This is a genomic window from Streptomyces sp. NPDC057445, assembly GCF_042802855.1.
In the GTDB taxonomy this organism is placed as follows: Bacteria; Actinomycetota; Actinomycetes; order Streptomycetales; family Streptomycetaceae; genus Streptomyces.
This window is the reverse complement of the sequence record NZ_JBHVDH010000006.1, coordinates 222,393-242,267: the sequence shown is the minus strand read 5'-3', so window position 1 is coordinate 242,267 and position 19,875 is coordinate 222,393. Positions and strand designations below refer to the sequence as shown.

Genomic DNA, 19,875 nt, shown 5'->3' with positions numbered 1-19,875 from the left:
CGGTCTCGAGCCACACTGCCCACCCTCCGGTCGGGAGCTGCCCGTGCCGGCCCGCTGCCGGGACCGCTGCGGCGTCCCGTGTGGGGACCGCCGCGGCTCGCTCGCTCCGCTCGCTCATTGTCGTACTACTTCCGCAGCTCGATGACGGTCTTGCCGATGCGAATCGGCGCGCCCAGCGGAATCGGTGTCGGGGTGGTGAGCCGGGTCCGGTCGAGATACGTGCCGTTGGTGGACCCGAGATCCTCGACGATCCACTGGCCGTCACGGTCCGGGTAGATCCTGGCATGCCGGCTGGACGCGTAGTCGTCGTCCAGCACGATCGTCGAATCATGGGCACGGCCCAGCGTGATCGTCTGGCCCTGCAGCGCGACCGTGGTGCCGGTGAGGCTGCCCTCGGAGACGACCAGCTTGGTGGGCGCGCCGCGGCGCTGGCGCGTGGCCTGCTGGCGCTGCTGCGGAGGCGCGGCGGCCTGGCGCGGGGCGGCCTGCTGCGGTCGGGCGTCGGCGTTGCGGCGTGAGCCGCGCTGCGTGACGCGCGTACCGAACAGGTCGCTGCGGATGACCTGGACGGCCACGATGACGAACAGCCACAGAACGGCCAGGAAACCCAGCCGCATGACCGTCAGGGTCAGCTCTGACATTGCCCCCGCTTCACCCTTCGGCTTGCCGGTAAACGATGGTGGTGCTGCCCACGACGATCCGCGAGCCGTCGCGGAGCGTAGCGCGGGTGGTGTGCTGCCCGTCTACCACGATGCCGTTGGTGGACCCGAGATCCTGGATCGTCGAGGGCGTTCCGGTCCGGATCTCGCAGTGACGGCGCGAAACGCCGGGGTCGTCGATCCGCACGTCGGCCTCGGTGCTGCGGCCCAGCACCAGCGTCGGGCGGGAGATCTGATGGCGTGTGCCGTTGATCTCGATCCAGCGGCGCACCTGTGTCCCCGGCATGGCGCCGGGTGCCGCTGCCGTCGGGCGGCCGGCGGTGGGCGCGGGGCCCGGCCGGTTCATCCCGGGCGGCGGTGCGGCCGGCATGGGAGGTGCACCAACAGGAGGGTAACCGTAACCGCCGCCCTGCGGACCGCCCGCGGGGGCGCCCTGCAGGCCCGCCCCAGGTCCGGCGGGCGCGCGCTCGGGGGACTGTGACGTACTCGACGCGAGTGTGCGGCTGCGCACCCGGTACAGACCGGTGTCGAGGTCCTCGGCCTTCTCCAGATGGACCTTGATCGGGCCCATGAAGGTGTACCGCTGCTGCTTGGCGTAGTCCCGGACCAGGCCCGAGAGCTCGTCGCCGAGCTGGCCCGAGTAGGGGCTGAGGCGCTCGTAGTCCGGCGCGCTCAGCTCCACGATGAAGTCGTTGGGGACGACGGTCCGCTCACGGTTCCAGATCGTCGCGTTGTTGTCGCACTCGCGCTGGAGGGCGCCGGCGATCTCGACAGGCTGGACCTCGGACTTGAACACCTTGGCGAAGGTGCCGTTGACCAGACCTTCAAGTCGCTGCTCGAACTTCTTCAGGACTCCCATGAGGCACCTCCTCCGTTGCTGCCGTCCTGATACTGCTTACTGATCGTATCCACGCGTCGGGAAATCGGCTGGTTCCCCTTGTCTGCCCCGTCGATGAGTGTCACCTCTCACACGGATCTCCACACGGATCGTAGAGGCGGCCTCCTGACAGTGTCCCGCACTCGGGGTGCACCCAGGGGGACCGGGGGGAGGGCGCCCCGCTCCCTGCCCACTCCTTCTCCTCGACCGCTGTGGGCCGAAGCAAACGCATGTGAATCGACCCTCGGCAGCGTGCTAATGTTCTGCATGTCGCAAGGCGCCCACACCGAGCAGGTAGGGATGCCGCGGCAACACCCAATGCGCGGGTGGCGGAATAGGCAGACGCGCTGGATTCAGGTTCCAGTGCCCGCAAGGGCGTGGGGGTTCAACTCCCCCCTCGCGCACCAGAGAAACCGAAGAAACGGGTTCTCACCAGAGACGAAAGTCCTGGTGAGGGCCCGTTTCTCGTTTCCCGTTGCTGGAGAGCAAGGCTTGTCGGTGGCGCGGTGGCGCGGTGGCGCGGTGGCGCGGTGGCGCGGTGGCGCGGTGGCGCGGTGGGTCAGGGCCGGCGTCCGGGCGGATTTACGTGAATGTGCCCACAGCGTGGCATTCATCACGATATGGGGCCCGGGTCTCTGATTGATCTTCAGCGGGTGTGGGCGGACCGGTCACGGGCGGCGGTCACTACGTGCCGTCGGCCGGAAGCTCGAGCCGGAGTTCGTAGCCGCCGTCGGCCGTCGGGCCGGAGGTGACGGTGCCACCGAGGAGCGCGGCTCGCTGACGGAGACCGACCAGGCCGTAGTGCGCGCTGGGCAGCGGGAAAGCCGGCCGGGTCGGGACGGTATTGGTGACCGTGAGCCGGACGGTTCCGCCGTCGTGGCGGATGCGTACGGTCGCGTCGGCGCCGGGGGCGTGCTTGCGCACGTTGGTCAGCCCTTCCTGGACGGTTCGGTAGATGGCGCGCTGGACGGTCGGAGGAAGCCCGTCGGGCACATCCGTGTGCAGCTCGGCCTCGATGCCGCTGGTGTCGACCAGTTGCCGGAGGTCGGCGAGGGAAGGCTGCGGGGTCAGCTCCGTCGGGCGGCCCCCGGAGGCCCGCAGGACGCTGACCATGTGCCGCAGTTCGTCCAGTGTCTGCACGCTCAGCCGCCGGATCGTGGCTGCGGCTTCCTTGACTTCGGCGTCCTGCGAGCCGACCTGGAGCGCACCGGCCCGTACCGCGATCAGGCTGACCTGGTGGGAGACCACGTCGTGCATCTCACGGGCCAGCTGCGCGCGTTCCTTCGCCAGCGCGGTCTGGGCGGTCAGCAGCCGCTCGTGGTCACGTGCCTCGGAGATCTCGGCGATCCGCAGCGACAGATCGCGGCGGGTCTGCACGAGCTGGCCGAGGAAGACGGGGGCGGCCGCCGTCGCCGAGGTGTAGCCGAGGGTGATCAGGGTCGCGGGGTCCGACAGGTCGAAGGTCGGTGACGGCCACGAGGTCATGTCGCTGAGCGTGAACGCCAGGGCGCAGAGGGCCAGCAGGCCGCGGCGGCGGCTGAGGGAGGCGAGCGTGTACAGCGCGGCCAGCGCGGCGAAGATCGCGTCGGAGAGCACGACGGCGGGCAGCGTGATCAGGAATGTGAGCAGCGGCAGACGGCGGCGCAGCAGAAGACAGAGGCAAGCAGCCACGGCGAAGGCCAGGCGCAGCGGCTCGTCGGTGGTGACGTTGACCCAGACGTCCAGCAGCGAGACGACGACGAGGGCGGCGTCCACGAGCAGTGTGGCGGGCAGGCGGCGGGGGGTCATCCTCTCTCCCGGTGCCGCGGCGGCCTGAGCAGGCCGGCCCGTTCGGCAAGCAGGGCCGCCTGGACGCGGCTGCCCACCTCCAGCTTGGTGAGGATCGCGCTGACATGGTCCTTGACCGTGCCGGTACTCAGATGCATGCGGGTGGCGATGTCGCCGTTGGACAGTCCTTCGGCGATCAGGACGAGTACGGCGCGCTCGCGGTCGGTCAGCCGGCCGAGGCTGCGGGGCGGGGGTTCCTGGGAACCACTCTGCAGGTAGCCGTCCACGATCGTCCGGGTGACCTTGGACGACAGTACGGTGCCGCCGTCGGCCAGGGTGCGTACCAGGAACGGCAGTCCCTCCGGGTCGGTGTCCTTGAGCAGGAAGCCGGCGGCGCCCGAGCGAAGGGCCGTTTCCACGTACTCGTCCATGTCGAAGGTCGTGAGCATGGCCACCACCGGAGGATGCGGCAGCCGGCGGAGGCCGGCCAGGACGGTGAGTCCGTCCACGTCGGGCATCCGGATGTCCAGCAGGACGACGTCCGGATGCGTCTCCTGCGCCGTTACGACCGCCCGGCCGCCGGGAACCGCCGCCACGACCTCGATGTCGTCGGCGGCGTCGAGGATGTGCTGAAAGCCCGTACGGATCAGGGCCTCGTCATCGACCACCAGTACCCGGATCACGTGTGCTCCACTCGCCATCGGACCACTGTCCGATTCGTACCACGCCGGGGGACGACCTGCCTGGTGCACCGGCCTGGTGCCAGGCACCGAGCCCCGAACCCGGTCAGGTGGCGGGGTCGCGGCCGGTCACTCGGCGGGGCGGTTCCGGACACCTGCCGGATGGTTGTCGCCGGACGCCTCTCCAACCCTTGAGCGTATGACGCACGCCACATCGGCGACCGTGCTGTCCGAAGCGGCACCAGTGGCCTGGGCAGGCCGCTCCCGCTCCCCGACCGGGTCGCAGTCGACAGGCCGCGTGAGCGGTCTCGACCTGAACCACGGCCCGGCCGTTCGCGGCATGCACGCGAGCCACCTCGGCCCCGAACCGGCAGTCGGCGGTCCGGCGGTCGGCTGGAAGTCCGGAAGGTGACTGGAGGTCTACGGATGGACGCGCTCAGCTACCAGGGCAGCGACGGCTGTTCCTTGCATGCCGCCGCCCTCGGGAGGGGGCCGGCCGTGATCCTCTTGCACGGCGAGGGGTCGGATCACCACAGCCTCGTGCCCTTGGCCCGCCGGCTCGCCGAGAGCTACTCCGTCGTCCTGCCGGACATCCGTGGTTACGGACGCTCGGTATGCACCGACCCCGCGCGGCACACGTGGGCGCAGTACGTCGACGACGTCGCGGCACTCCTGAGCCATCTGGGACTCCAGGAGGTGGCCCTGGGCGGCGTCGGCATGGGCGGCACGGTCACACTTCGCGCGGCCGCGGCCTACCCGCAGCACATCCTGGCCGGAGTCGTCATCGGTGCCGAAGACGTCGACGCCGGTGTCAGGGACGGCGAAGCGGCGAGGACGGACAGCTGTGCCGCACACTTCCGCCACAACGGGACCGACTCCGCCCGGAAGTCCGTCCCGCCCGATCTCGCGCCGGTGACAGGGAATCCGGTTCGCGATGCCCTCTCCCGGTCTGACCCCGCCAGCATCGCCGCCGCCTGCGCAATCCGCCGCGATCGCGCCTTCACCAGCATTGCCGACTTCGCCGACATCCCGGTTCCCACACTGATCATTCCCGGCAGCGGCCATCGGCGACGCGCCGCCCTGGCCGAGGAGATCGCCCGCACCCTCCCCCATGGGCATCTCGCCGGCGTCACCGTCTCCGCCGATCTGTGCACCGCGGACGACCTGGCGCAGAGGATGGCCCCCGCACTGTGGGCCTTCCTCACCACCCACCTCACCATGCGCGCAGCCGCGCTCCCGGTCTGATCCAGAGCCCCCTGCGGGAGCTGGACCGGGGAAGAGAAAGCCCTCGGTGCCGAGTAAAGCCCTGGGCGCCGAGCGGGTGCCCACCGATGGACGGCGGCCCTGGTGCAACGACCAAGGTCGCGAGGTGGCGCGACGAAAGTGGGCCGCGGGCGGCGCCGGCCACTGACTATCGTGCGGGCGTGGACGCGTCATCGAACATACGGACCGGAGCCGGGGCCAGGGCCGGGACCCGAACTGTCCGGGCCCGGATACGGGCGGGCGGACAGTGGCTGGCTCCGCCCGAGTTGTGGTCCCGGCGCAGGGTCGCCGGTGAGCTCGTCGTCGCCCTCGTGCTGGGACTGATGGTCGCCGGCGTTGCCGAACTGCTGAGTGATTCGGCTATGGCTGTCGCCGGTCAGGGGGCGGGGGCCGCCGTGCTGTCGCTGATGCGGCGGAGGCTTCCCGCGAGCGTGCTCGTGGTGACGTCCGCGCTTACAGCGGTCGCCAGCGGGTTGTTTCCGCTGATGATGATCGTCGGCTGGTCGGCCGGTCGGCGGATCCCGGGTGCGGGCCGGGCACTGGCAGCGTTCACCGGCGCGTACGTCCTCTACATCGGTCTCACGCTGACCGACGGCTCGGCGCGGGACGGCGCGCTCACCGTGGTGCTGTTCACGACGCTGTTCTTCCTGGCGACGACGGTCGTGCCGGGCCTGGCCAGCCGCTACTGGACCCAACGGCGGACCCTGCTGCACACCCTGCAGGACCGTAACGTCCAACTGCTGCGCGAGCGCGAGATGGTGGCCGGGCAGGCGCGGCTGCGGGAACGGCAGCGGATCGCCCAGGACATGCACGACAGTCTCGGGCACCAGCTCGCGCTCATCGCCGTGCACACCGGCGCGCTCGAGGTGGACCGGGAACTGACCGAGCGCCAGCGAGAGGCGGTCGGAGTGCTGCGGGAGGCTTCGGTGACCGCGATGCACGAGCTGCGCGAGGTCGTCGGCATCCTCAGGGACGGAGTGGAGGCGCCCGCGCCCGCCGTGGACGAGGCGGGGCGGGCTGCACGGGGGACGGCCGGTATCGCGGGGCTGGTCGAGGCTGCCAGGGCGGCGGGCCCGGGTTACGCCGTGGAGCTGCGGCGCGTGGGAGAGAGCAGGCCGCTCGCGGCCGCCGCGGACCACGCGGCGTACCGCATTGCGCAGGAGGCGCTGACCAACGCCTTCAAGCACGCGCCGGGCGCGCCGATCGTCGTCGAGCTGCGGCACGAGCCGGACTCGTTCGTGGTGGAGATCGTCAATGCAGCCGCCCCGGGCGTCGTGGATGCCGTCGGCGAGGTCGTCAGCGGTGGTCAGGGGCTGACCGGGCTGCATGAACGCGCCCGGCTGGTGGGCGGGATGGTCCACGCGGGGCCCATCGACGGCGGCGGCTTCCGTGTGGCGGGCGTACTCCCGTATGGCGCTGTCGAGGCCGCGCCCTTCGTCGATGCGGCCGACGACTTCCGGCAGCAGTCGTCGCCGGTCACCTTCGGCAACGGTGTTCCGGTCATGGACTGGACCGTTTCGGAGAGGGAGCTCGCGATGGGTGGCAGGAACAGGAACAACGGGGTGGCGTTGGGATGCGGGATCGCTGTGGCCGCCGCGGTTCTGCTGGTGGTGGTCGGTCTGTTCGGACTGATCTTCCTGATGGGGTCGCTGGACAAGGGGATGATCGATCCTGATGAGTACGACGCCGTCGATGTAGGCATGGCGGAGAAGGACGTACGCAGTCAGTTGCCTGACGGCGACACCTTCGCGACGAGTGGCCTTGAGGGAACAGGCCCCAAGAAGCCGAAGGGGTCTTCATGTCTGGTGCTGCTTTCCTCCGCGACAGGGGGCAGCTGGGACAGCGAACCGGTGTTCCGGTTCTGCTTCAAGGACGGCAAGCTGGTCGAGAAAAAGTCGTACGACGCCAAGTAGCAAAGTAGGGGGATGTTTGTGACCGGGTCCGGGGGGTCGATCAGGGTCGTGATCGCCGACGACGAGCCGCTGATCCGCGCCGGGATCCGGATGATCCTCACCTCCGATCGGGAGATCGAAGTGGTGGCGGAGGGGACGAACGGCCGTGAGGCCGTCGACCTCGCCCGGTCGCACAGCGCGGATGTGGTTCTGCTCGACATACAGATGCCGGTCATGGACGGTCTCACCGCGCTCTCCGAACTGCGTAGAGCGGTGCCGTCGGCCCGGGTCATCGTGCTCACGACCTTCGGCGAGCGCGAGAACGTGCTGCGGGCGCTCGAGCACGGAGGCGCCGGATTCCTGCTGAAGGACACCGCCCCCGCGGAGCTGATCCGGGCCGTGCGGGCCGCCGTGGCCGGTGACGCCTATCTCTCCCCCGGAGCCACCCGCCATGTGGTGGACCAGCTGGCCTCGGGGCGGGCTGTGGCGCGCAGCGAGCAGGCCCGGGCGCGGGTGGCGGCGCTGAGCTCGCGCGAGCGGGAGGTGCTCGCGCTGCTGGGGGAAGGGCTCTCCAACGCGGACGCGGGGCGCAGGCTCCATATGAGCGAGGCCACCGTGAAGACCTATGTGAGCCGGATCCTGGCCAAGCTCGAGTGTGAGAACCGGGTGCAGGCGGCACTGCTGGCCCGGGACGCGGGGCTGTAGCCCGAAGCGGTTTGTGATGTTTCACGTGGAACATCGGCGGGACGGCCTGAGCCGTCCCGCCGATGCTGTCGGCCGCCGTCCCACGGTCGACGGTCGGTGGCGCCGGTCGCCCGCTACGCCGCGATGCGCGCCGCGAGGTCCTTCGCCTTCTGCGCGGCCTCCTCGAACGCCTTGGCGCGAGAGGCCTCGGCGAGCGGGACGAGCTCGGCCATCTCGGGCCTCATCGGAGCCAGCGTCAGCTCAGGAACGATGAAATCGACCTCTGCACCGAGCATTCCGGTGAGGACCTTCTCCATGTAGTTCTGGACGAACTCGAAGCTCTCGCGCGGCGTGCCGGGGGCGTACGAGCCGCCACGGCTGGCGACCACGGTGAATTGGGTGCCTGCCACCGGGCCGTCGGGGAGGGCAGCGTTGTGGCCCACGATGATCACCTGGTCCAGCCATGCCTTCAGCGTGGACGGAATCGTGAAGTTGTACATGGGGGCGCCGATCAGCACGGCGTCCGCCGCCGCGAGCTCGGCGGCAAGCTCGGCCCGGAGCGCGTCGTCGGCACCTGCGGAAGCGGCGGCGACGTCCAGATGGGGCAGCGGGTTCGCGGCCAGATCGCGGTAGACGACCTTGCCCTCGGGGTGCTCCTCCAGCCAGGACTTCACAAAGGCGGCAGTGACATCGCGCGATGCGGAGCCCTGCGGGAAGACGGCGGAATCGATGTGCAGCAGCGTGGCCATGACGTTCTCCAGAGGGTGCAGTGGGGAAGGGCGCGGTACCTAAGTTCCGTGCGTAACTATGAATAGCACAGTAGCTTACTTTTCTTCATCTGCTGGTGTGTGGGCAGTACGCTGGAGGCATGGCGGATCACAGCGAGCAGACGTGCAAGAAGGTCGACGTGGCGATCACGCGCGTCTTCGAACTGTTCGGCAAGCGCTGGACCGGCCCGATCGTCTCGGTGCTGATGCAGCGGCCGGTGCACTTCGCCGAACTGCGCAGGGCGATCCCGGGCATCAGCGAACGCATGCTGTCCGACCGGCTCACCGAGCTGGGAGCGGCCGGGCTGATTGTGCGCGAGGTCGACGATGGGCCGCCGCTGCGTGTCGCCTACCGGCTCACGGAGGCCGGTGCGGCACTGGAGCCCGCGCTCAAGGAGCTGGGCCGTTGGGCGGAGGCGTATCTGCCCGGGGGAATGCGGGTGGACGGGTCCTGCTGACGAGCCGCTGCGTCGGCGGGCGGGGCGTGCGCGTCGCGTGCAAGCAGGCGGGTCCTCCGAGGCGGTGAGAGGCCCACGAGGCTGTGCATGGAGGCAGAGAGGTCGCCGGCGGTCGACCGCGGGGCGGTGGTCCGGGCGGGACTCCATCAGATCGTCCGTGACGCCGCCGTTGTGGTTGTCCACAGGGGGAGACGGCCGCCAGACGTGGCGGTACCGTCGTTGGCAATTGATGTTGCACAACGTCGGGGGAGGCGGTCCAGCCATGGATGAGGACGAAGCAATGGCGCCGGTACAGCGGTCGGCTTCGGGGAGTGACCGCATTCCGGACGTTCCCGGGTTCGCCCGGCGTGCGGCAGGTCAGGACCCCGACTCCCCGAAGAAGGCCGGGAAGGCGTTGCGGGCCGTCGTGCCCCGGTCGTCGCACGACACCATGGTCATCGGGCCGGGTCGGCCGGATGCGGTGCAGGCCGTGGAGGAGTCCAACCGGGGCCGGGTGCCCGAGCTCACGCCGATCAGGGTGGGGCGGATGGCCGCGAGCCCGTTCGCGTTCATGCGCGGTTCGGCGGGACTGATGGCCCATGACCTCGCTGCCACGCCCGTCACCGGCGTCGTGGCCCAGATCTGCGGTGATGCCCACGCGGCGAACTACGGGCTCTACGGGGACGTGCGCGGCAATCTGGTCATCGATCTGAACGACTTCGACGAGACCGTCCTCGGTCCCTGGGAGTGGGATCTCAAGAGACTCGCCACCTCGATCGTTCTCGCAGGCCGTGAGGCGGGTGCCGATGAGGAGACCTGCCGCAGGAGCGCTTTCGACGCGGCCGGGACGTACCGCCGGACCATGCGCCTGCTCGCCAAGCTCTCGGTGCTCGACGCGTGGAACGCGATCGCGGACGAGGAGCTCGTCTCGCACACGGACGCCCGGGATCTGCTGGGGACGCTCGAGAGGGTCTCGGAGAAGGCCCGGAACAACACGAGCGCGCGGTTCGCCGCCAAGTCGACGGTGGTCGCGCCGTACGGCGGGCGCCACTTCGTGGACACCCCGCCCGTGCTGCGCCGGGTGCCGGACAAGGAGGCGGCCGCCGTGGCGGCCTCCCTCGCGGAGTATCTCGAGACGCTCTCAGAGGACCGGCTGCCGTTGCTCGCGCGATATGCGATCCACGATGTCGCCTTCCGGGTCGTGGGCACCGGCAGCGTCGGGACGCGGTCCTATGTGGTGCTGCTCATCGACCACCGGGGCGAGCCGCTGGTGCTTCAGGTGAAGGAGGCACGGCCGTCCGTACTGCTGCCCCACCTGGGGGCCGCCGGCTTCGAAGCGCCCGAGCCGATGCACGAGGGGCGCCGGGTGGTGCTGGGGCAGAAGCGGATGCAGGTGGTCAGCGACATCCTGCTGGGCTGGGCCACCGTGGAGGGCAGGCCCTTCCAGGTGCGCCAGTTCAGGAACCGCAAGGGCAGCGTGGACCCTGCCGCCCTCGCGGCCGACCAGATAGACGACTACGCCCGGATGACGGGCGCGTTGCTCGCCAGGGCACATGCGCACAGCGTCGACCCACGGCTGCTCGCGGGGTACTGCGGGAAGAACGAGGAGCTCGACGAGGCCGTGGCCGGGTTCGCGGTGCTGTACGCGGATCGAACGGAAGCCGACCACGCCGAGCTCGTCGCCGCGGTGCGGAGCGGGAGACTGGCCGCCGAGCTGGGCGTGTGACGGTCCGGGGCCCGGCCGCGCGAGGCGGCCGGCGCTCTGCCATACGCTGGGCGGGTGACCGAGGACCCTCCCGGGGCGCCGACGACCCGGACCGACGACGAGCAGGACGACCACCGCGTGGACGAACAGAGCAGCGTGGACCAGCAGGGCGTACAGGGTGCGCAGGGCGCGCAGGGTGCGTCCGGGGCTCAGGGCGATCCGCACGGCCAGGAGGCCGGCGCGGCGGGTGGTGAGCGGCCCGAGGCGCGGCTCGAGCGCGCGGTACGCGTTGCCGAGCAGGCGCTGATCGAGTTCGAGATCGCGGTGGAGACCTTCCGCGTCGAGGTGGAGAACTTCTCCCGCCTGCACCACCAGAAGCTGGGCCCGATGTACTCCAGGCTCGACGAGCTCGACGCCCTGATCGCGGAGGCCCACGCCGCCCGCACCCAGGACCCCGAGGATCTGCGCAGGGCGAAAGAGGCGCGGGCCCTGGTGATGCCCATGCCGGGCGTCGACGAGCTCTTCCACGACTGGATCGATTCGGACGGTCTCTCGCCGGAGGCCGCCGCCATGCTGACGGACCAGCCCGTGCAGCCGCCGAAGCGGGTCAGGCCCAGCGAGGAGGCCCGGAAGCTGTACCGGGAGCTCGCCCGCAAGGCCCATCCGGATCTGGCCCAGGAGGAGACGGAACGGGCTCGGCGGGAGGAGTTCATCACGCGTGTGAACGCCGCCTACGGGCGCGGGGACGAGACCCTCCTGCGAGAGCTGTCGCGGGAGTGGGACGCCGGTCCGGTTCCGCAGCCCCCGCAGCTCAGCGAGAGCGAGGAGCTCTACGCCCGCCTGGAGTGGCTGGCTCAGCGCAAGGAACTGCTGACCGTGATCGCCAAGGAGCTGGAGGACAGTGCCATCGGTGCCATGCTGAAGATGGCACCGGACGACCCGGACCGGCTGCTGGACGAGATCGCCGAGCAACTGCTGGCGCAGGTCGCCCAGCGTGAGGCAGAGCTGGCCGGCCTGGTGCAGTAGGTTTCCCAGGAACGTCCGTCATGCGCGCTACGCGCCCCAGCGGGCCGGTACGCGCCCCAGGTACGAGAGAAGGCCACCACCCATGAACTTCGCCCAGCTGCCCTCGATCGACGCCGTGTCCGTCCCGGCCGACGGTCTGGTGCTCGACGTCCGTGAGGACGACGAGTGGGCGGCCGGTCATGTCCAGGGTGCTCTGCACATCCCGATCAGCGACTTCGTGGCCCGCTTCGGTGAGGTCACCGAGGCTGTGTCAGAGGGCCGCCGCGCCCATGTCGTGTGCCGGGTCGGCGGCCGCTCCGCGCAGGTCACCCAGTATCTGGTGCAGCAGGGCATCGACGCCGTGAACGTGGACGGCGGAATGCAGGCCTGGGAGGCCGCCGGGCGCCCGATGGTCACCGAGGGCGGCAGCAAGGCGTACGTGCTGTAGCCGCTTTTCCTGGGCGCGCCGGCTTCCAGGACCTCGGTCAGCCGAGGGGATGGGCGGCCAGCAGGTCGCCCAGTGCCTCTTCATGGGCCGCTGCCGGGCCGAGCGAGAGCTCGAGCTGCTTGGCCCAGGCGTGGTAGCGGTGGAGCGGGTAGTCCGTGTCGGCGCCGAAGCCGCCGTGCAGATGCTGCGCGGTCTGCACGATGCGGCGAACCCCCTCAGCCGCCCAGATCTTCGCCACCGCGATATCACCGGACGGCGGCAGGGCCCCGCCCGCTCCGGAGGCGATCCGCCAGGCGGCCTGCCAGAGAGTCACCTCCATCGCGCGCAGATCGATGTAGCGGTCGGCAGCCTGGACAGCGACGGCCTGGAAGGTTGCGACGGGGAACCCGAACTGCTCGCGCTTGCTGGTGTACTCACCCGACATCGACAACACGCGCTCGCCGAGGCCCAGGGACAGCGCACAGGTTCCGGTGGCGAGCAGCCCGCGCAGCCACTCCCAGGCTCCCTCGGCGCGGATGAGCGAGGCGGCTTCGATCCTCACGGACTCGAGCCGGGCCTCGGCGAACAGCTCACCACTGGTGGAGAACTGCCCGGCGAGCGTCAGGCCCGCATGGCCGCGGGGCACGAGAGCGAGCACTGCGTGCCCGTCATCGGTGTGCGCGGGGACGGCGATCAGATCGGCGCACTGAGCCCAGGGCACCCCTGTCTGTATGCCGTCGAGCACCCAGGAGCCGCCGTCCTGGCGGGCTCCGACGGCAAGCTCGGCACCGTCATGGCCGGTGCGGCCGTTGGCCGCGACGGTCAACACCAGTTCGCCGCGGCCGACCCTGGGAAGCAGGTCGTCGCCGAGTTCGGCACTGCCGAAGCGCTCCACCGCCATCGCGACCGCGCTCGACTCCAGCAGCGGCACACGAGCCAGCACCTTCGCCGACTCGCGCAGGACCAGGCAGAGCGCGATGGGATCCAGTCCCGCCCCGCCGTGTTCCGGAGCGAGTACCAGACTCAGCAGGTCGGCGCTGGCGAGTGCGGCCCACAGCGGCCGGTCGAACTCCTCTGCCACCGCGCCCGCAGTGAGCGCGGGGCTCGGCACGCCGTCGGGCGCGACGCCCGAGAAAACCGCCTTCGCCGCCTCGACGGCCGCCTGCTGCTCCTCGGTGAAGGTGAAGTCCACTGCCCAGTCCTCCCGCGCACCGGTCGTCCGTATCCGTCGGACCCCATGGATCTGACGGGTCGTCAACATAGAACAGGTTCCAGCGGAAGGGAATGGCGCCGGCAGTACCGGAAACCCTGGGCGTCAGCGGTCGAAGTCCAGCTCCACTTCGGGGGTCATCGGATGTGACTGGCAGGCCAGCACATAACCCGCCTCGGTCTCGTCCTGCTCCAGTGCGAAGTTGCGGTCCATCCGGACCTCGCCCGAGACCAGGAATGCCCGACAGGTCCCGCAGACGCCGCCCTTGCAGGCATACGGCGCATCGGAGCGGGCCCGCAGGACCGTTTCCAGCAGCGATTCGCCTTCCTGGACGGGCCACTTCCCCGAGCGCCCGTCCAGCGTCGCGCTGAGCGTGCTGTGTGCGGGGGCCGCGACCGGCGCCGGGGCCGGTGCCTCGTCCACATGGAAGATCTCCTCGTGGATGCGGCTGCGGTCCACCCCCAGCCCTCGGAGTGTCCGTTCCGCGCCCTGGACCAGTCCGAACGGTCCGCAGAGGAACCAGCCGTCCACCTCCGGCACCGGCAGCAGGGCGGGCAGCAGACCGGCCAGCCGCTCCTGGTCGAGCCGGCCCGACGGCAATCCCGCCTGCTGCTCTTCGCGGGAGAGCACGGTGACCAGCTGAAAACGGTCCGGCCAGCGGTCCTTGAGGTCGGCGACCTCTTCCAGGAACATCGTCGACGCCGCCGTGCGGTCGCTCCGGATCAGACAGAACCGGGCTTCCGGCTCCCGCTCCAGCAGCGTCGCCGCGATGGACAGCACCGGGGTGATACCGCTGCCTCCGACGATGGCGGCGAAGTGCCCGGGACGCGGCTCCAGCACGAACCGGCCCATCGGCTGCATGACCTCGACCGTGTCTCCCGCGGACAGCTCCTTGAGGGCGTACGTCGAGAACTCGCCGCCGTCGACGAGCCGGATGCCCACGCGCAGCACCGGATCCCCATCGGCAGGGGCAGCAGGGGAGCAGATCGAATAGGTACGGCGGATCTCCTCGCCGTTCGCGCCCGTGCGGCGCACGGCGACGTGCTGGCCGGGCGTATGGCGGAAGGCGTCGCGCAGCTCGGCAGGGACCGCCAGGGTGACGGCCACCGAGTCGTCCGTGAGCCGCTCGACGTCGGTGACCCGGAGCGGATGGAACATCTACAACTCCTTGAAGTGGTCGAACGGTTCACGACAGGACGTACAGCGACGCAGGGCCTTGCACGCGGTGGAGGAGAACCTGCTCAGCAGCTCCGTCTCCATGGAGCCGCAGTGCGGGCATCGCACGGAGAGCGTGAGGGGCACCGGCCCGTCCGTGCCGCCCGGGCGCGGCGGGGCTATCCCGAATTCGGTCAGCTTGCGCCGGCCCTCCGCACTGATGTCATCCGTCGACCAGGCGGGCGAGAGCACCTTGACGACCGACACCTCGGCCACGCCGTGGTCATGGAGCACCTGCTGGATGTCCGAGGACATCGCCTCGATGGCCGGGCATCCGGTGTAGGTGGGGGTCAGCTGGACCTCGACCCTGCCGGGTCCGACGATCTGCACCCCGCGGAGCACACCGAGCTCTTCCAGCGTCAGTACGGGAAGCTCCGGGTCGGGCACGGACCCGGCAAGCCTGCGCAGCTCGGCCTCCACCAGCGTGTCCGTCACCATGACGCCCCCGGGTGGCTGCGGTGCAGATGCTGCATCTCGGCCAGCATCCGTCCGAAGGGCTCCGTGTGCAGACCCTGCCGGCCCGCTCCGGCCGACCAGGCGCCGGTGTCGGCGGTGTCCGGCACGGTCAGCGTCGCCCGCTCGAGGACGGCCGTCACCGACTCCAGCCAGCCCGCGCGGAGTGCTTCCGAGTCCACGTCCAGCCCCTCCACCGGCTGGAACATCTCGCCGGTGAACCGCCACAGCGCGTCGCAGGCCCGCTGCATCCGCTCATGGCTCTCGGCCGTGCCGTCGCCCAGACGCAGGGTCCACTGCTCGGCGTGGTCCTGGTGGTACGCGACCTCCTTGACCGCCTTCGCCGCGAGCCCGGCGAATTCGCTGTCACCCGCCGCCAGCCGGTGGAACAGCAGCCGCTGGAACGTGGAGAAATACAGCTGTCGGGCGATGGTGTGGGCGAAGTCGCCGTTGGGCTGCTCGACCAGCTGGAGATTGCGGAAGGCGCGCTCCTCACGGAGATACGCCAGCTCGTCCTCGTCGCCGACGAAGGAGAGCAGGATCCGCGCCTGTCCCAGCAGGTCGAGAGCGATATTGGCCAGGGCGACCTCTTCCTCCAGGACCGGGGCGTGCCCGGCCCACTCCCCCAGCCGGTGCGAAAGCACCAGCGCGTCGTCGCCCAGGGCGAGTGCGGCGGTCACAGGTGCTTCACCCCCTCCGGGATGTCGTAGAAGGTCGGGTGACGGTAAGGCTTGTCGGCGGACGGTTCGAAGAACGGGTCCTTCTCGTCCGGCGAGGAGGCAGTGACCGCCGCGGAGGGCACCACCCAGATGGAGACGCCCTCGTTGCGCCGGGTGTAGAGATCGCGGGCGTTGCGCAGCGCCATCTCGGCGTCCGGGGCATGGAGGCTGCCCGCGTGCGTGTGCGACAGCCCGCGCCGCGAGCGCACGAACACCTCCCACAGCGGCCAGTCGGTCGAGCTGCTCATGCCGTCGCCTCCACATGCTGTGCGTCGTGCTTCCCGTCCGCCGCGGAGAGGGACCCGTCCCTGGATCCGGCCGCCTTCGCGGCGTACGCCGTGGCCGCCTCGCGGACCCAGGCGCCTTCCTCATGCGCCTGACGGCGCTGGGTGATCCGCAGTTCGTTGCACGGGCCGTTGCCCTTCAGGACCTGCCAGAACTCGTCCCAGTCGATGGGGCCGAAGTCGTAGTGACCCCGCTCCTCGTTCCAGCGCAGTTCCGGGTCCGGAAGGGTCAGGCCCAGGGCCTCCGCCTGTGGGACGCAGATGTCCACGAAGCGCTGGCGCAGCTCGTCGTTCGAATGCCGCTTGATCTTCCAGGCCATGGACTGCGCCGAATGTGCCGACGCGTCGTCCGGCGGGCCGAACATCATCAGGGAGGGCCACCACCAGCGGTTCACCGCGTCCTGCGCCATCTCGTGCTGGGCGGGCGTGCCCTGCGAGAGAGCGAGCAGCAGCTCGTACCCCTGTCGCTGGTGGAAGGACTCCTCCTTGCAGACCCGGATCATCGCGCGGGCGTAGGGGCCGTAGGAGCAGCGGCAGAGCGGCACCTGGTTCGTGATCGCGGCGCCGTCCACCAGCCAGCCGATCGCGCCCACGTCGGCCCAGGTCAGCGTCGGATAGTTGAAGATCGACGAATACTTCTGGCGGCCGGAGTGGAGCTTGTCGAGCAATTCGTCACGACCGGTCCCGAGCGTCTCCGTCGCGCTGTACAGATACAGGCCGTGGCCGGCCTCGTCCTGCACCTTGGCCATCAGGATCGCCTTGCGGCGCAGTGAGGGCGCCCGCGTGATCCAGTTCGCCTCGGGCTGCATGCCGATGATTTCCGAATGCGCGTGCTGGGCCATTTGGCGGACCAGCGAGGCGCGGTACTCGTCGGGCATCCAGTCGCGCGGCTCGATCCGCTCGTCGGCGGCCACGGCGGCGTCGAAGCGCGCCTGGTGCGTCGTAGCCGCAGTCGTCTCTGCAGTCACTGCCGTCATCTGGCTCCCTACCGACCGATCGTTCGGTTGAATGGCTTCAATGGTGAGTCTGCGGCCCGTAAGGTGTCAACCCTGTGGATAACCGCGGTGGACCGAAGTGACCGATGGGGATCGGGGCGGGATGGACTCGTACGGCAACGAGGGCGAGAGGCATGACGACTCGCCCGCGGGGGGCATAGTCGCCCTTTCGCTCCCCTATCAGGCGGTGGCGGCTGTCGCCCTCGCGGTCATCGGGGCGCTGGCCCTGGCCCATCTGGCCATGGTCTTTCTCCATGTCGCGCCCTCGAACACGGTGACCAAGCAGCACGGCGAGGCCGTCGACGGCTGGATCTATCCCGAGTTCGAGCAGAACTGGAAGCTCTTCGCCCCCAATCCGCTGCAGCAGAACATCGGTGTCCAGGCGCGCGCCGAGGTCAGGGACCCCGAAGGCGTCCGCACGACCAGCGAGTGGGTCGACCTCTCGGCCGAGGACGGCGAGGCGATCCGCGGCAATCTCCTCCCCAGCCATGCCCAGCAGAATGAGCTCCGCCGGGGCTGGGACTTCTACGCCAACTCGCACACCGACGACAACCGGCCGAACGGCCTGCGCGGCCAGCTCTCCGAGCGTTACATCCGGCGGATCGTGATGCTGCGGCTCGAGAACCATGACCTCGGGGGCGAGGTCGAGCGCATACAGCTCCGGTCCGTCACCCGCTCGGTCAAGGCGCCGCTGTGGAGCAAGGAGAAGACCGACACCCGGCCCTTCTACAGAGTGCTCCCCTGGTGGAAGGTGACCGAGGCGGATCTGCCTCTGGGCGTGAGGAACGACGGCACCGGCAGCGCGGCCGGCGCAGCCGGCACGGAGGCGGTCAAGTGACTCAGACTCTTGATGCGGAGAACCCCGATCGTGACGACCACGGGCGCCACGAGAGCCAGGGTCGTGACCACGGCGCGCGCCGTGAGAGCGACGTGAACCGGGAGGCCCGCGAGATACCCGGGATACGCGGCCGCCGGACGCCGGATCGCAGGCTGGCGCACGCCATCCAGCGCGTGACCTCGACCGCCCTGGGCCGGTACCAGAGTGCGATCGTCCGTATCGGCTTCTCCGCCACATGGCTGCTCTTCCTGCTGCGCGAGTTCCCCCACCGCCGGGAGCTCTACGGGCCCGAGGGTCCGTGGGGCTGGGACATGGCCCAGCAGCTGATCTCCGGCAACCACGCCTTCACGGCGATGATGTGGTCCGAGAGCACGGTCTGGTTCGAATTCGTGTACCTCGCCGCCGTGCTCTCCGCGGCGCTGCTGATGCTCGGCTGGCGCACCCGCACCATGTCGGTGCTGTTCATGATCGGTGTGCTGTCGCTGCAGAACCGGTCGATCTTCATGGGCGACGGCGGCGACAACGTCATCCACCTCATGGCGATCTATCTCGTCCTCACCCGCTGTGGCCAGGTGTGGTCCCTGGATGTCCGGCGCGCACGGCGGGACGCCGCGCGGGACAAGGCCGGCCGGGCACGGGACCGGGTGGGCCCGGTTCTGTGGTCGGTGTCCGGTGTGGTCATCGCCGCGGGGACGATCCTGGGTCGTGTCGGCGGGGAGTGGTGGCTCCACACCCTGCTCTGGGCACTCTGGATCTTCCACGGCGTGTGGTGGGCGGTGAATCGCCGTGCGCGGGGCAGCGAGCTGCGCACGCTGCTGGACGTCCTCGCCAACCTCATTCACAACGCCACGCTCGCCGTGATCATGGCCGAGGTCTGTCTGATCTATGCCACCGCCGGCTGGTACAAGATCCAGGGCACGCGCTGGCAGGACGGCAGCGCGCTGTACTACCCGCTCAAGCTCGACTACTTCACTCCCTGGCCGGCGCTTTCCGACATCCTGGCCGGCAGTGGTGTGATCGTGATGCTGCTGACGTACGGCACGGTCGTGGTGCAGGTCGCGTTCCCCTTCACGCTCTTCAACCGCAAGGTCAAGAACGTCCTGCTGGTGGCCATGATGATGGAGCACGCCGGTATCGCCGTGCTGCTCGGCCTGCCGTTCTTCTCCCTTGCGATGATCGCCGCGGACGCGGTGTTCCTGCCCACGGCGTTCCTGGTGTGGCTCGGCGGACGGGCGGCACTGGGGCGGGACCGGGTTCTGCGCCGCCGGGCGCGAAGGGTGCCCGGACAACGGAGTGCGCCCGAGGAGCAGGCCGCACGTACCCTCGTCGGGTGAGCAGCGAGACCCAGGAACCGGTTCAGTACGACGACGGCTACAGCCCCGAGGTCGGCGTCGGGCCCCATCCGCGCCCTTGGCCGGAGGGCGGGAGGTTCGACCCCGAGCTGCTCGCGCACGGCGACCGGCGCAATGTCGTCGACCGGTACCGGTACTGGACGCGGGAGGCGATCGTCGCCGACCTCGACACCCGTCGCCATGACTTCCATGTGGCCGTGGAGAACTGGGGCCATGACTTCAACATCGGCTCCGTCGTGCGCACGGCCAACGCCTTCCTGGCGAAGGAGATCCACATCGTGGGGCGGCGCCGCTGGAACCGGCGCGGTGCGATGGTCACCGACCGCTACCAGCATGTGCGCCACCACGCCGACACGCGATCGCTGACCGCGTGGGCGGAGGCCGAGGAGCTGCCGATCATCGGGATCGACAATCTGCCGGGAGCCGTGCCGCTGGAGCGGACCGAGCTCCCCCGGCGGTGCGTGCTGCTCTTCGGCCAGGAGGGCCCGGGCCTGACCGAGGAGGCCCGCAAGCACGCCGCCATGGTCTGCTCGATCGCACAGTTCGGCTCCACCCGCTCGATCAACGCGGGCGCGGCCGCGGCGATCGCGATGCACGCATGGGTCCAGCGGTACGCGGAGATCCCGCCCCAGCTGGGCTGAGCCCA

At 70.0% G+C, this 19,875-nt stretch carries 22 protein-coding genes and 1 tRNA gene; 12 read left to right on the top strand and 11 right to left on the bottom strand.

What is annotated here, in order from left to right; all coding sequences use genetic code 11:
• Nucleotides 1-125: 125 nt before the first annotated feature.
• Together ACFU5O_RS16775 and ACFU5O_RS16770 are read right to left on the bottom strand one after the other, a co-directional pair.
• Nucleotides 126-641, bottom strand: a complete 516-nt coding sequence (locus ACFU5O_RS16775) for an FHA domain-containing protein (RefSeq protein WP_384240826.1) — start codon at nucleotides 639-641, stop codon at nucleotides 126-128.
• 10 nt (nucleotides 642-651) lie between these two features.
• On the bottom strand, nucleotides 652-1,518 hold the full coding sequence (locus tag ACFU5O_RS16770) for an FhaA domain-containing protein (protein WP_384240824.1): 867 nt from the start codon (nucleotides 1,516-1,518) through the stop codon (nucleotides 652-654).
• A gap of 338 nt (nucleotides 1,519-1,856) precedes the next feature.
• Here ACFU5O_RS16770 and ACFU5O_RS16765 point away from each other — a divergent pair.
• A tRNA-Leu gene (locus ACFU5O_RS16765) sits at nucleotides 1,857-1,943 on the top strand.
• 277 nt (nucleotides 1,944-2,220) lie between these two features.
• Here the strand turns inward: ACFU5O_RS16765 and ACFU5O_RS16760 are convergent.
• Complete coding sequence (locus tag ACFU5O_RS16760) at nucleotides 2,221-3,324, bottom strand: sensor histidine kinase (RefSeq protein ID WP_384240822.1); 1,104 nt, start codon at nucleotides 3,322-3,324, stop codon at nucleotides 2,221-2,223.
• Complete coding sequence (locus tag ACFU5O_RS16755; RefSeq protein WP_384241102.1) at nucleotides 3,321-3,986, bottom strand: response regulator; 666 nt, start codon at nucleotides 3,984-3,986, stop codon at nucleotides 3,321-3,323. Before ACFU5O_RS16755 ends, ACFU5O_RS16760 begins: the two co-directional genes overlap by 4 nt.
• A 196-nt stretch (nucleotides 3,987-4,182) precedes the next feature.
• On the opposite strand from ACFU5O_RS16755, the gene ACFU5O_RS16750 reads away from it, so the two are divergent.
• The 4 genes from ACFU5O_RS16750 (at nucleotide 4,183) to ACFU5O_RS16735 (ending at nucleotide 7,843) form a co-directional block, all read left to right on the top strand.
• Nucleotides 4,183-4,395 (top strand): hypothetical protein, encoded by a 213-nt coding sequence (locus ACFU5O_RS16750; protein WP_384240821.1) that lies wholly within the window; start codon nucleotides 4,183-4,185, stop codon nucleotides 4,393-4,395.
• Nucleotides 4,396-4,409: 14 nt separating this feature from the next.
• The gene (locus ACFU5O_RS16745; protein WP_384240818.1) at nucleotides 4,410-5,228 is read left to right on the top strand and encodes an alpha/beta fold hydrolase; all 819 of its coding nucleotides are present in this window, start codon (nucleotides 4,410-4,412) and stop codon (nucleotides 5,226-5,228) included.
• A gap of 248 nt (nucleotides 5,229-5,476) precedes the next feature.
• Nucleotides 5,477-7,159, top strand: coding sequence for a sensor histidine kinase (locus ACFU5O_RS16740; RefSeq protein WP_384241100.1), 1,683 nt, complete (start codon nucleotides 5,477-5,479; stop codon nucleotides 7,157-7,159).
• Nucleotides 7,160-7,177: 18 nt separating this feature from the next.
• Entirely contained in the window at nucleotides 7,178-7,843 is a 666-nt protein-coding gene (locus ACFU5O_RS16735) for a response regulator (protein WP_384240816.1), read from the top strand.
• 113 nt (nucleotides 7,844-7,956) lie between these two features.
• Here the strand turns inward: ACFU5O_RS16735 and ACFU5O_RS16730 are convergent, their stop codons facing one another.
• Nucleotides 7,957-8,571: an FMN-dependent NADH-azoreductase gene (locus ACFU5O_RS16730; RefSeq protein WP_384240814.1), complete on the bottom strand. Its 615-nt coding sequence runs from the start codon at nucleotides 8,569-8,571 to the stop codon at nucleotides 7,957-7,959.
• 119 nt (nucleotides 8,572-8,690) lie between these two features.
• On the opposite strand from ACFU5O_RS16730, the gene ACFU5O_RS16725 reads away from it, so the two are divergent.
• The 4 genes from ACFU5O_RS16725 (at nucleotide 8,691) to ACFU5O_RS16710 (ending at nucleotide 12,184) form a co-directional block, all read left to right on the top strand.
• Nucleotides 8,691-9,047: a winged helix-turn-helix transcriptional regulator gene (locus ACFU5O_RS16725; RefSeq protein WP_384240811.1), complete on the top strand. Its 357-nt coding sequence runs from the start codon at nucleotides 8,691-8,693 to the stop codon at nucleotides 9,045-9,047.
• A 262-nt stretch (nucleotides 9,048-9,309) separates the two neighbouring features.
• On the top strand, nucleotides 9,310-10,752 hold the full coding sequence (locus tag ACFU5O_RS16720; RefSeq protein WP_384240809.1) for a DUF2252 domain-containing protein: 1,443 nt from the start codon (nucleotides 9,310-9,312) through the stop codon (nucleotides 10,750-10,752).
• Nucleotides 10,753-10,806: 54 nt separating this feature from the next.
• Nucleotides 10,807-11,757: a hypothetical protein gene (locus ACFU5O_RS16715; protein WP_384240808.1), complete on the top strand. Its 951-nt coding sequence runs from the start codon at nucleotides 10,807-10,809 to the stop codon at nucleotides 11,755-11,757.
• Between the two features lie 82 nt (nucleotides 11,758-11,839).
• On the top strand, nucleotides 11,840-12,184 hold the full coding sequence (locus tag ACFU5O_RS16710; protein ID WP_384240806.1) for a rhodanese-like domain-containing protein: 345 nt from the start codon (nucleotides 11,840-11,842) through the stop codon (nucleotides 12,182-12,184).
• A gap of 37 nt (nucleotides 12,185-12,221) precedes the next feature.
• Here ACFU5O_RS16710 and ACFU5O_RS16705 read toward each other — a convergent pair whose 3' ends face one another.
• The 6 genes from ACFU5O_RS16705 to paaA all read right to left on the bottom strand — a co-directional run bounded on the left by ACFU5O_RS16705 (nucleotide 12,222) and on the right by paaA (nucleotide 17,021).
• The gene (locus ACFU5O_RS16705) at nucleotides 12,222-13,355 is read right to left on the bottom strand and encodes an acyl-CoA dehydrogenase family protein (protein WP_384240803.1); all 1,134 of its coding nucleotides are present in this window, start codon (nucleotides 13,353-13,355) and stop codon (nucleotides 12,222-12,224) included.
• A 123-nt stretch (nucleotides 13,356-13,478) separates the two neighbouring features.
• Complete coding sequence (locus ACFU5O_RS16700; RefSeq protein ID WP_384240801.1) at nucleotides 13,479-14,531, bottom strand: 2Fe-2S iron-sulfur cluster-binding protein; 1,053 nt, start codon at nucleotides 14,529-14,531, stop codon at nucleotides 13,479-13,481.
• The gene (paaD, locus tag ACFU5O_RS16695) at nucleotides 14,532-15,026 is read right to left on the bottom strand and encodes a 1,2-phenylacetyl-CoA epoxidase subunit PaaD (protein WP_384240800.1); all 495 of its coding nucleotides are present in this window, start codon (nucleotides 15,024-15,026) and stop codon (nucleotides 14,532-14,534) included. It lies immediately after the preceding gene.
• Complete coding sequence (paaC, locus tag ACFU5O_RS16690; protein ID WP_384240797.1) at nucleotides 15,020-15,721, bottom strand: 1,2-phenylacetyl-CoA epoxidase subunit PaaC; 702 nt, start codon at nucleotides 15,719-15,721, stop codon at nucleotides 15,020-15,022. The genes paaD and paaC overlap by 7 nt, the downstream gene beginning before the upstream one ends.
• Complete coding sequence (gene paaB / locus ACFU5O_RS16685) at nucleotides 15,718-16,008, bottom strand: 1,2-phenylacetyl-CoA epoxidase subunit PaaB (protein ID WP_384240796.1); 291 nt, start codon at nucleotides 16,006-16,008, stop codon at nucleotides 15,718-15,720. The genes paaC and paaB overlap by 4 nt, the downstream gene beginning before the upstream one ends.
• Nucleotides 16,005-17,021, bottom strand: a complete 1,017-nt coding sequence (gene paaA, locus ACFU5O_RS16680) for a 1,2-phenylacetyl-CoA epoxidase subunit PaaA (RefSeq protein WP_384240794.1) — start codon at nucleotides 17,019-17,021, stop codon at nucleotides 16,005-16,007. The genes paaB and paaA overlap by 4 nt, the downstream gene beginning before the upstream one ends.
• A 121-nt stretch (nucleotides 17,022-17,142) precedes the next feature.
• Between paaA and ACFU5O_RS16675 the strand changes: the two genes are divergently transcribed.
• From ACFU5O_RS16675 to ACFU5O_RS16665, 3 genes are all read left to right on the top strand, one after another.
• Nucleotides 17,143-17,877, top strand: coding sequence for a DUF5819 family protein (locus tag ACFU5O_RS16675; protein ID WP_384241098.1), 735 nt, complete (start codon nucleotides 17,143-17,145; stop codon nucleotides 17,875-17,877).
• 92 nt (nucleotides 17,878-17,969) lie between these two features.
• On the top strand, nucleotides 17,970-19,211 hold the full coding sequence (locus ACFU5O_RS16670; RefSeq protein WP_384241095.1) for an HTTM domain-containing protein: 1,242 nt from the start codon (nucleotides 17,970-17,972) through the stop codon (nucleotides 19,209-19,211).
• Entirely contained in the window at nucleotides 19,208-19,870 is a 663-nt protein-coding gene (locus ACFU5O_RS16665; protein WP_384240793.1) for a TrmH family RNA methyltransferase, read from the top strand. The genes ACFU5O_RS16670 and ACFU5O_RS16665 overlap by 4 nt, the downstream gene beginning before the upstream one ends.
• Nucleotides 19,871-19,875: the final 5 nt, after the last annotated feature.

What these genes read in the sequence shown, in the direction of transcription:
- ACFU5O_RS16700 (WP_384240801.1), bottom strand. Translation starts at nt 14,531, where the DNA reads ATGTTCCATCCGCTCCGGGTCACCGACGTCGAGCGGCTCACGGACGAC.
- ACFU5O_RS16710 (WP_384240806.1), top strand. Translation starts at nt 11,840, where the DNA reads ATGAACTTCGCCCAGCTGCCCTCGATCGACGCCGTGTCCGTCCCGGCC.
- ACFU5O_RS16760 (WP_384240822.1), bottom strand. Translation starts at nt 3,324, where the DNA reads ATGACCCCCCGCCGCCTGCCCGCCACACTGCTCGTGGACGCCGCCCTC.
- ACFU5O_RS16770 (WP_384240824.1), bottom strand. Translation starts at nt 1,518, where the DNA reads ATGGGAGTCCTGAAGAAGTTCGAGCAGCGACTTGAAGGTCTGGTCAAC.
- paaD (WP_384240800.1), bottom strand. Translation starts at nt 15,026, where the DNA reads ATGGTGACGGACACGCTGGTGGAGGCCGAGCTGCGCAGGCTTGCCGGG.
- ACFU5O_RS16775 (WP_384240826.1), bottom strand. Translation starts at nt 641, where the DNA reads ATGTCAGAGCTGACCCTGACGGTCATGCGGCTGGGTTTCCTGGCCGTT.
- ACFU5O_RS16750 (WP_384240821.1), top strand. Translation starts at nt 4,183, where the DNA reads ATGACGCACGCCACATCGGCGACCGTGCTGTCCGAAGCGGCACCAGTG.
- paaA (WP_384240794.1), bottom strand. Translation starts at nt 17,021, where the DNA reads ATGACGGCAGTGACTGCAGAGACGACTGCGGCTACGACGCACCAGGCG.
- ACFU5O_RS16725 (WP_384240811.1), top strand. Translation starts at nt 8,691, where the DNA reads ATGGCGGATCACAGCGAGCAGACGTGCAAGAAGGTCGACGTGGCGATC.
- ACFU5O_RS16745 (WP_384240818.1), top strand. Translation starts at nt 4,410, where the DNA reads ATGGACGCGCTCAGCTACCAGGGCAGCGACGGCTGTTCCTTGCATGCC.
- paaB (WP_384240796.1), bottom strand. Translation starts at nt 16,008, where the DNA reads ATGAGCAGCTCGACCGACTGGCCGCTGTGGGAGGTGTTCGTGCGCTCG.
- ACFU5O_RS16730 (WP_384240814.1), bottom strand. Translation starts at nt 8,571, where the DNA reads ATGGCCACGCTGCTGCACATCGATTCCGCCGTCTTCCCGCAGGGCTCC.
- ACFU5O_RS16720 (WP_384240809.1), top strand. Translation starts at nt 9,310, where the DNA reads ATGGATGAGGACGAAGCAATGGCGCCGGTACAGCGGTCGGCTTCGGGG.
- ACFU5O_RS16675 (WP_384241098.1), top strand. Translation starts at nt 17,143, where the DNA reads ATGGACTCGTACGGCAACGAGGGCGAGAGGCATGACGACTCGCCCGCG.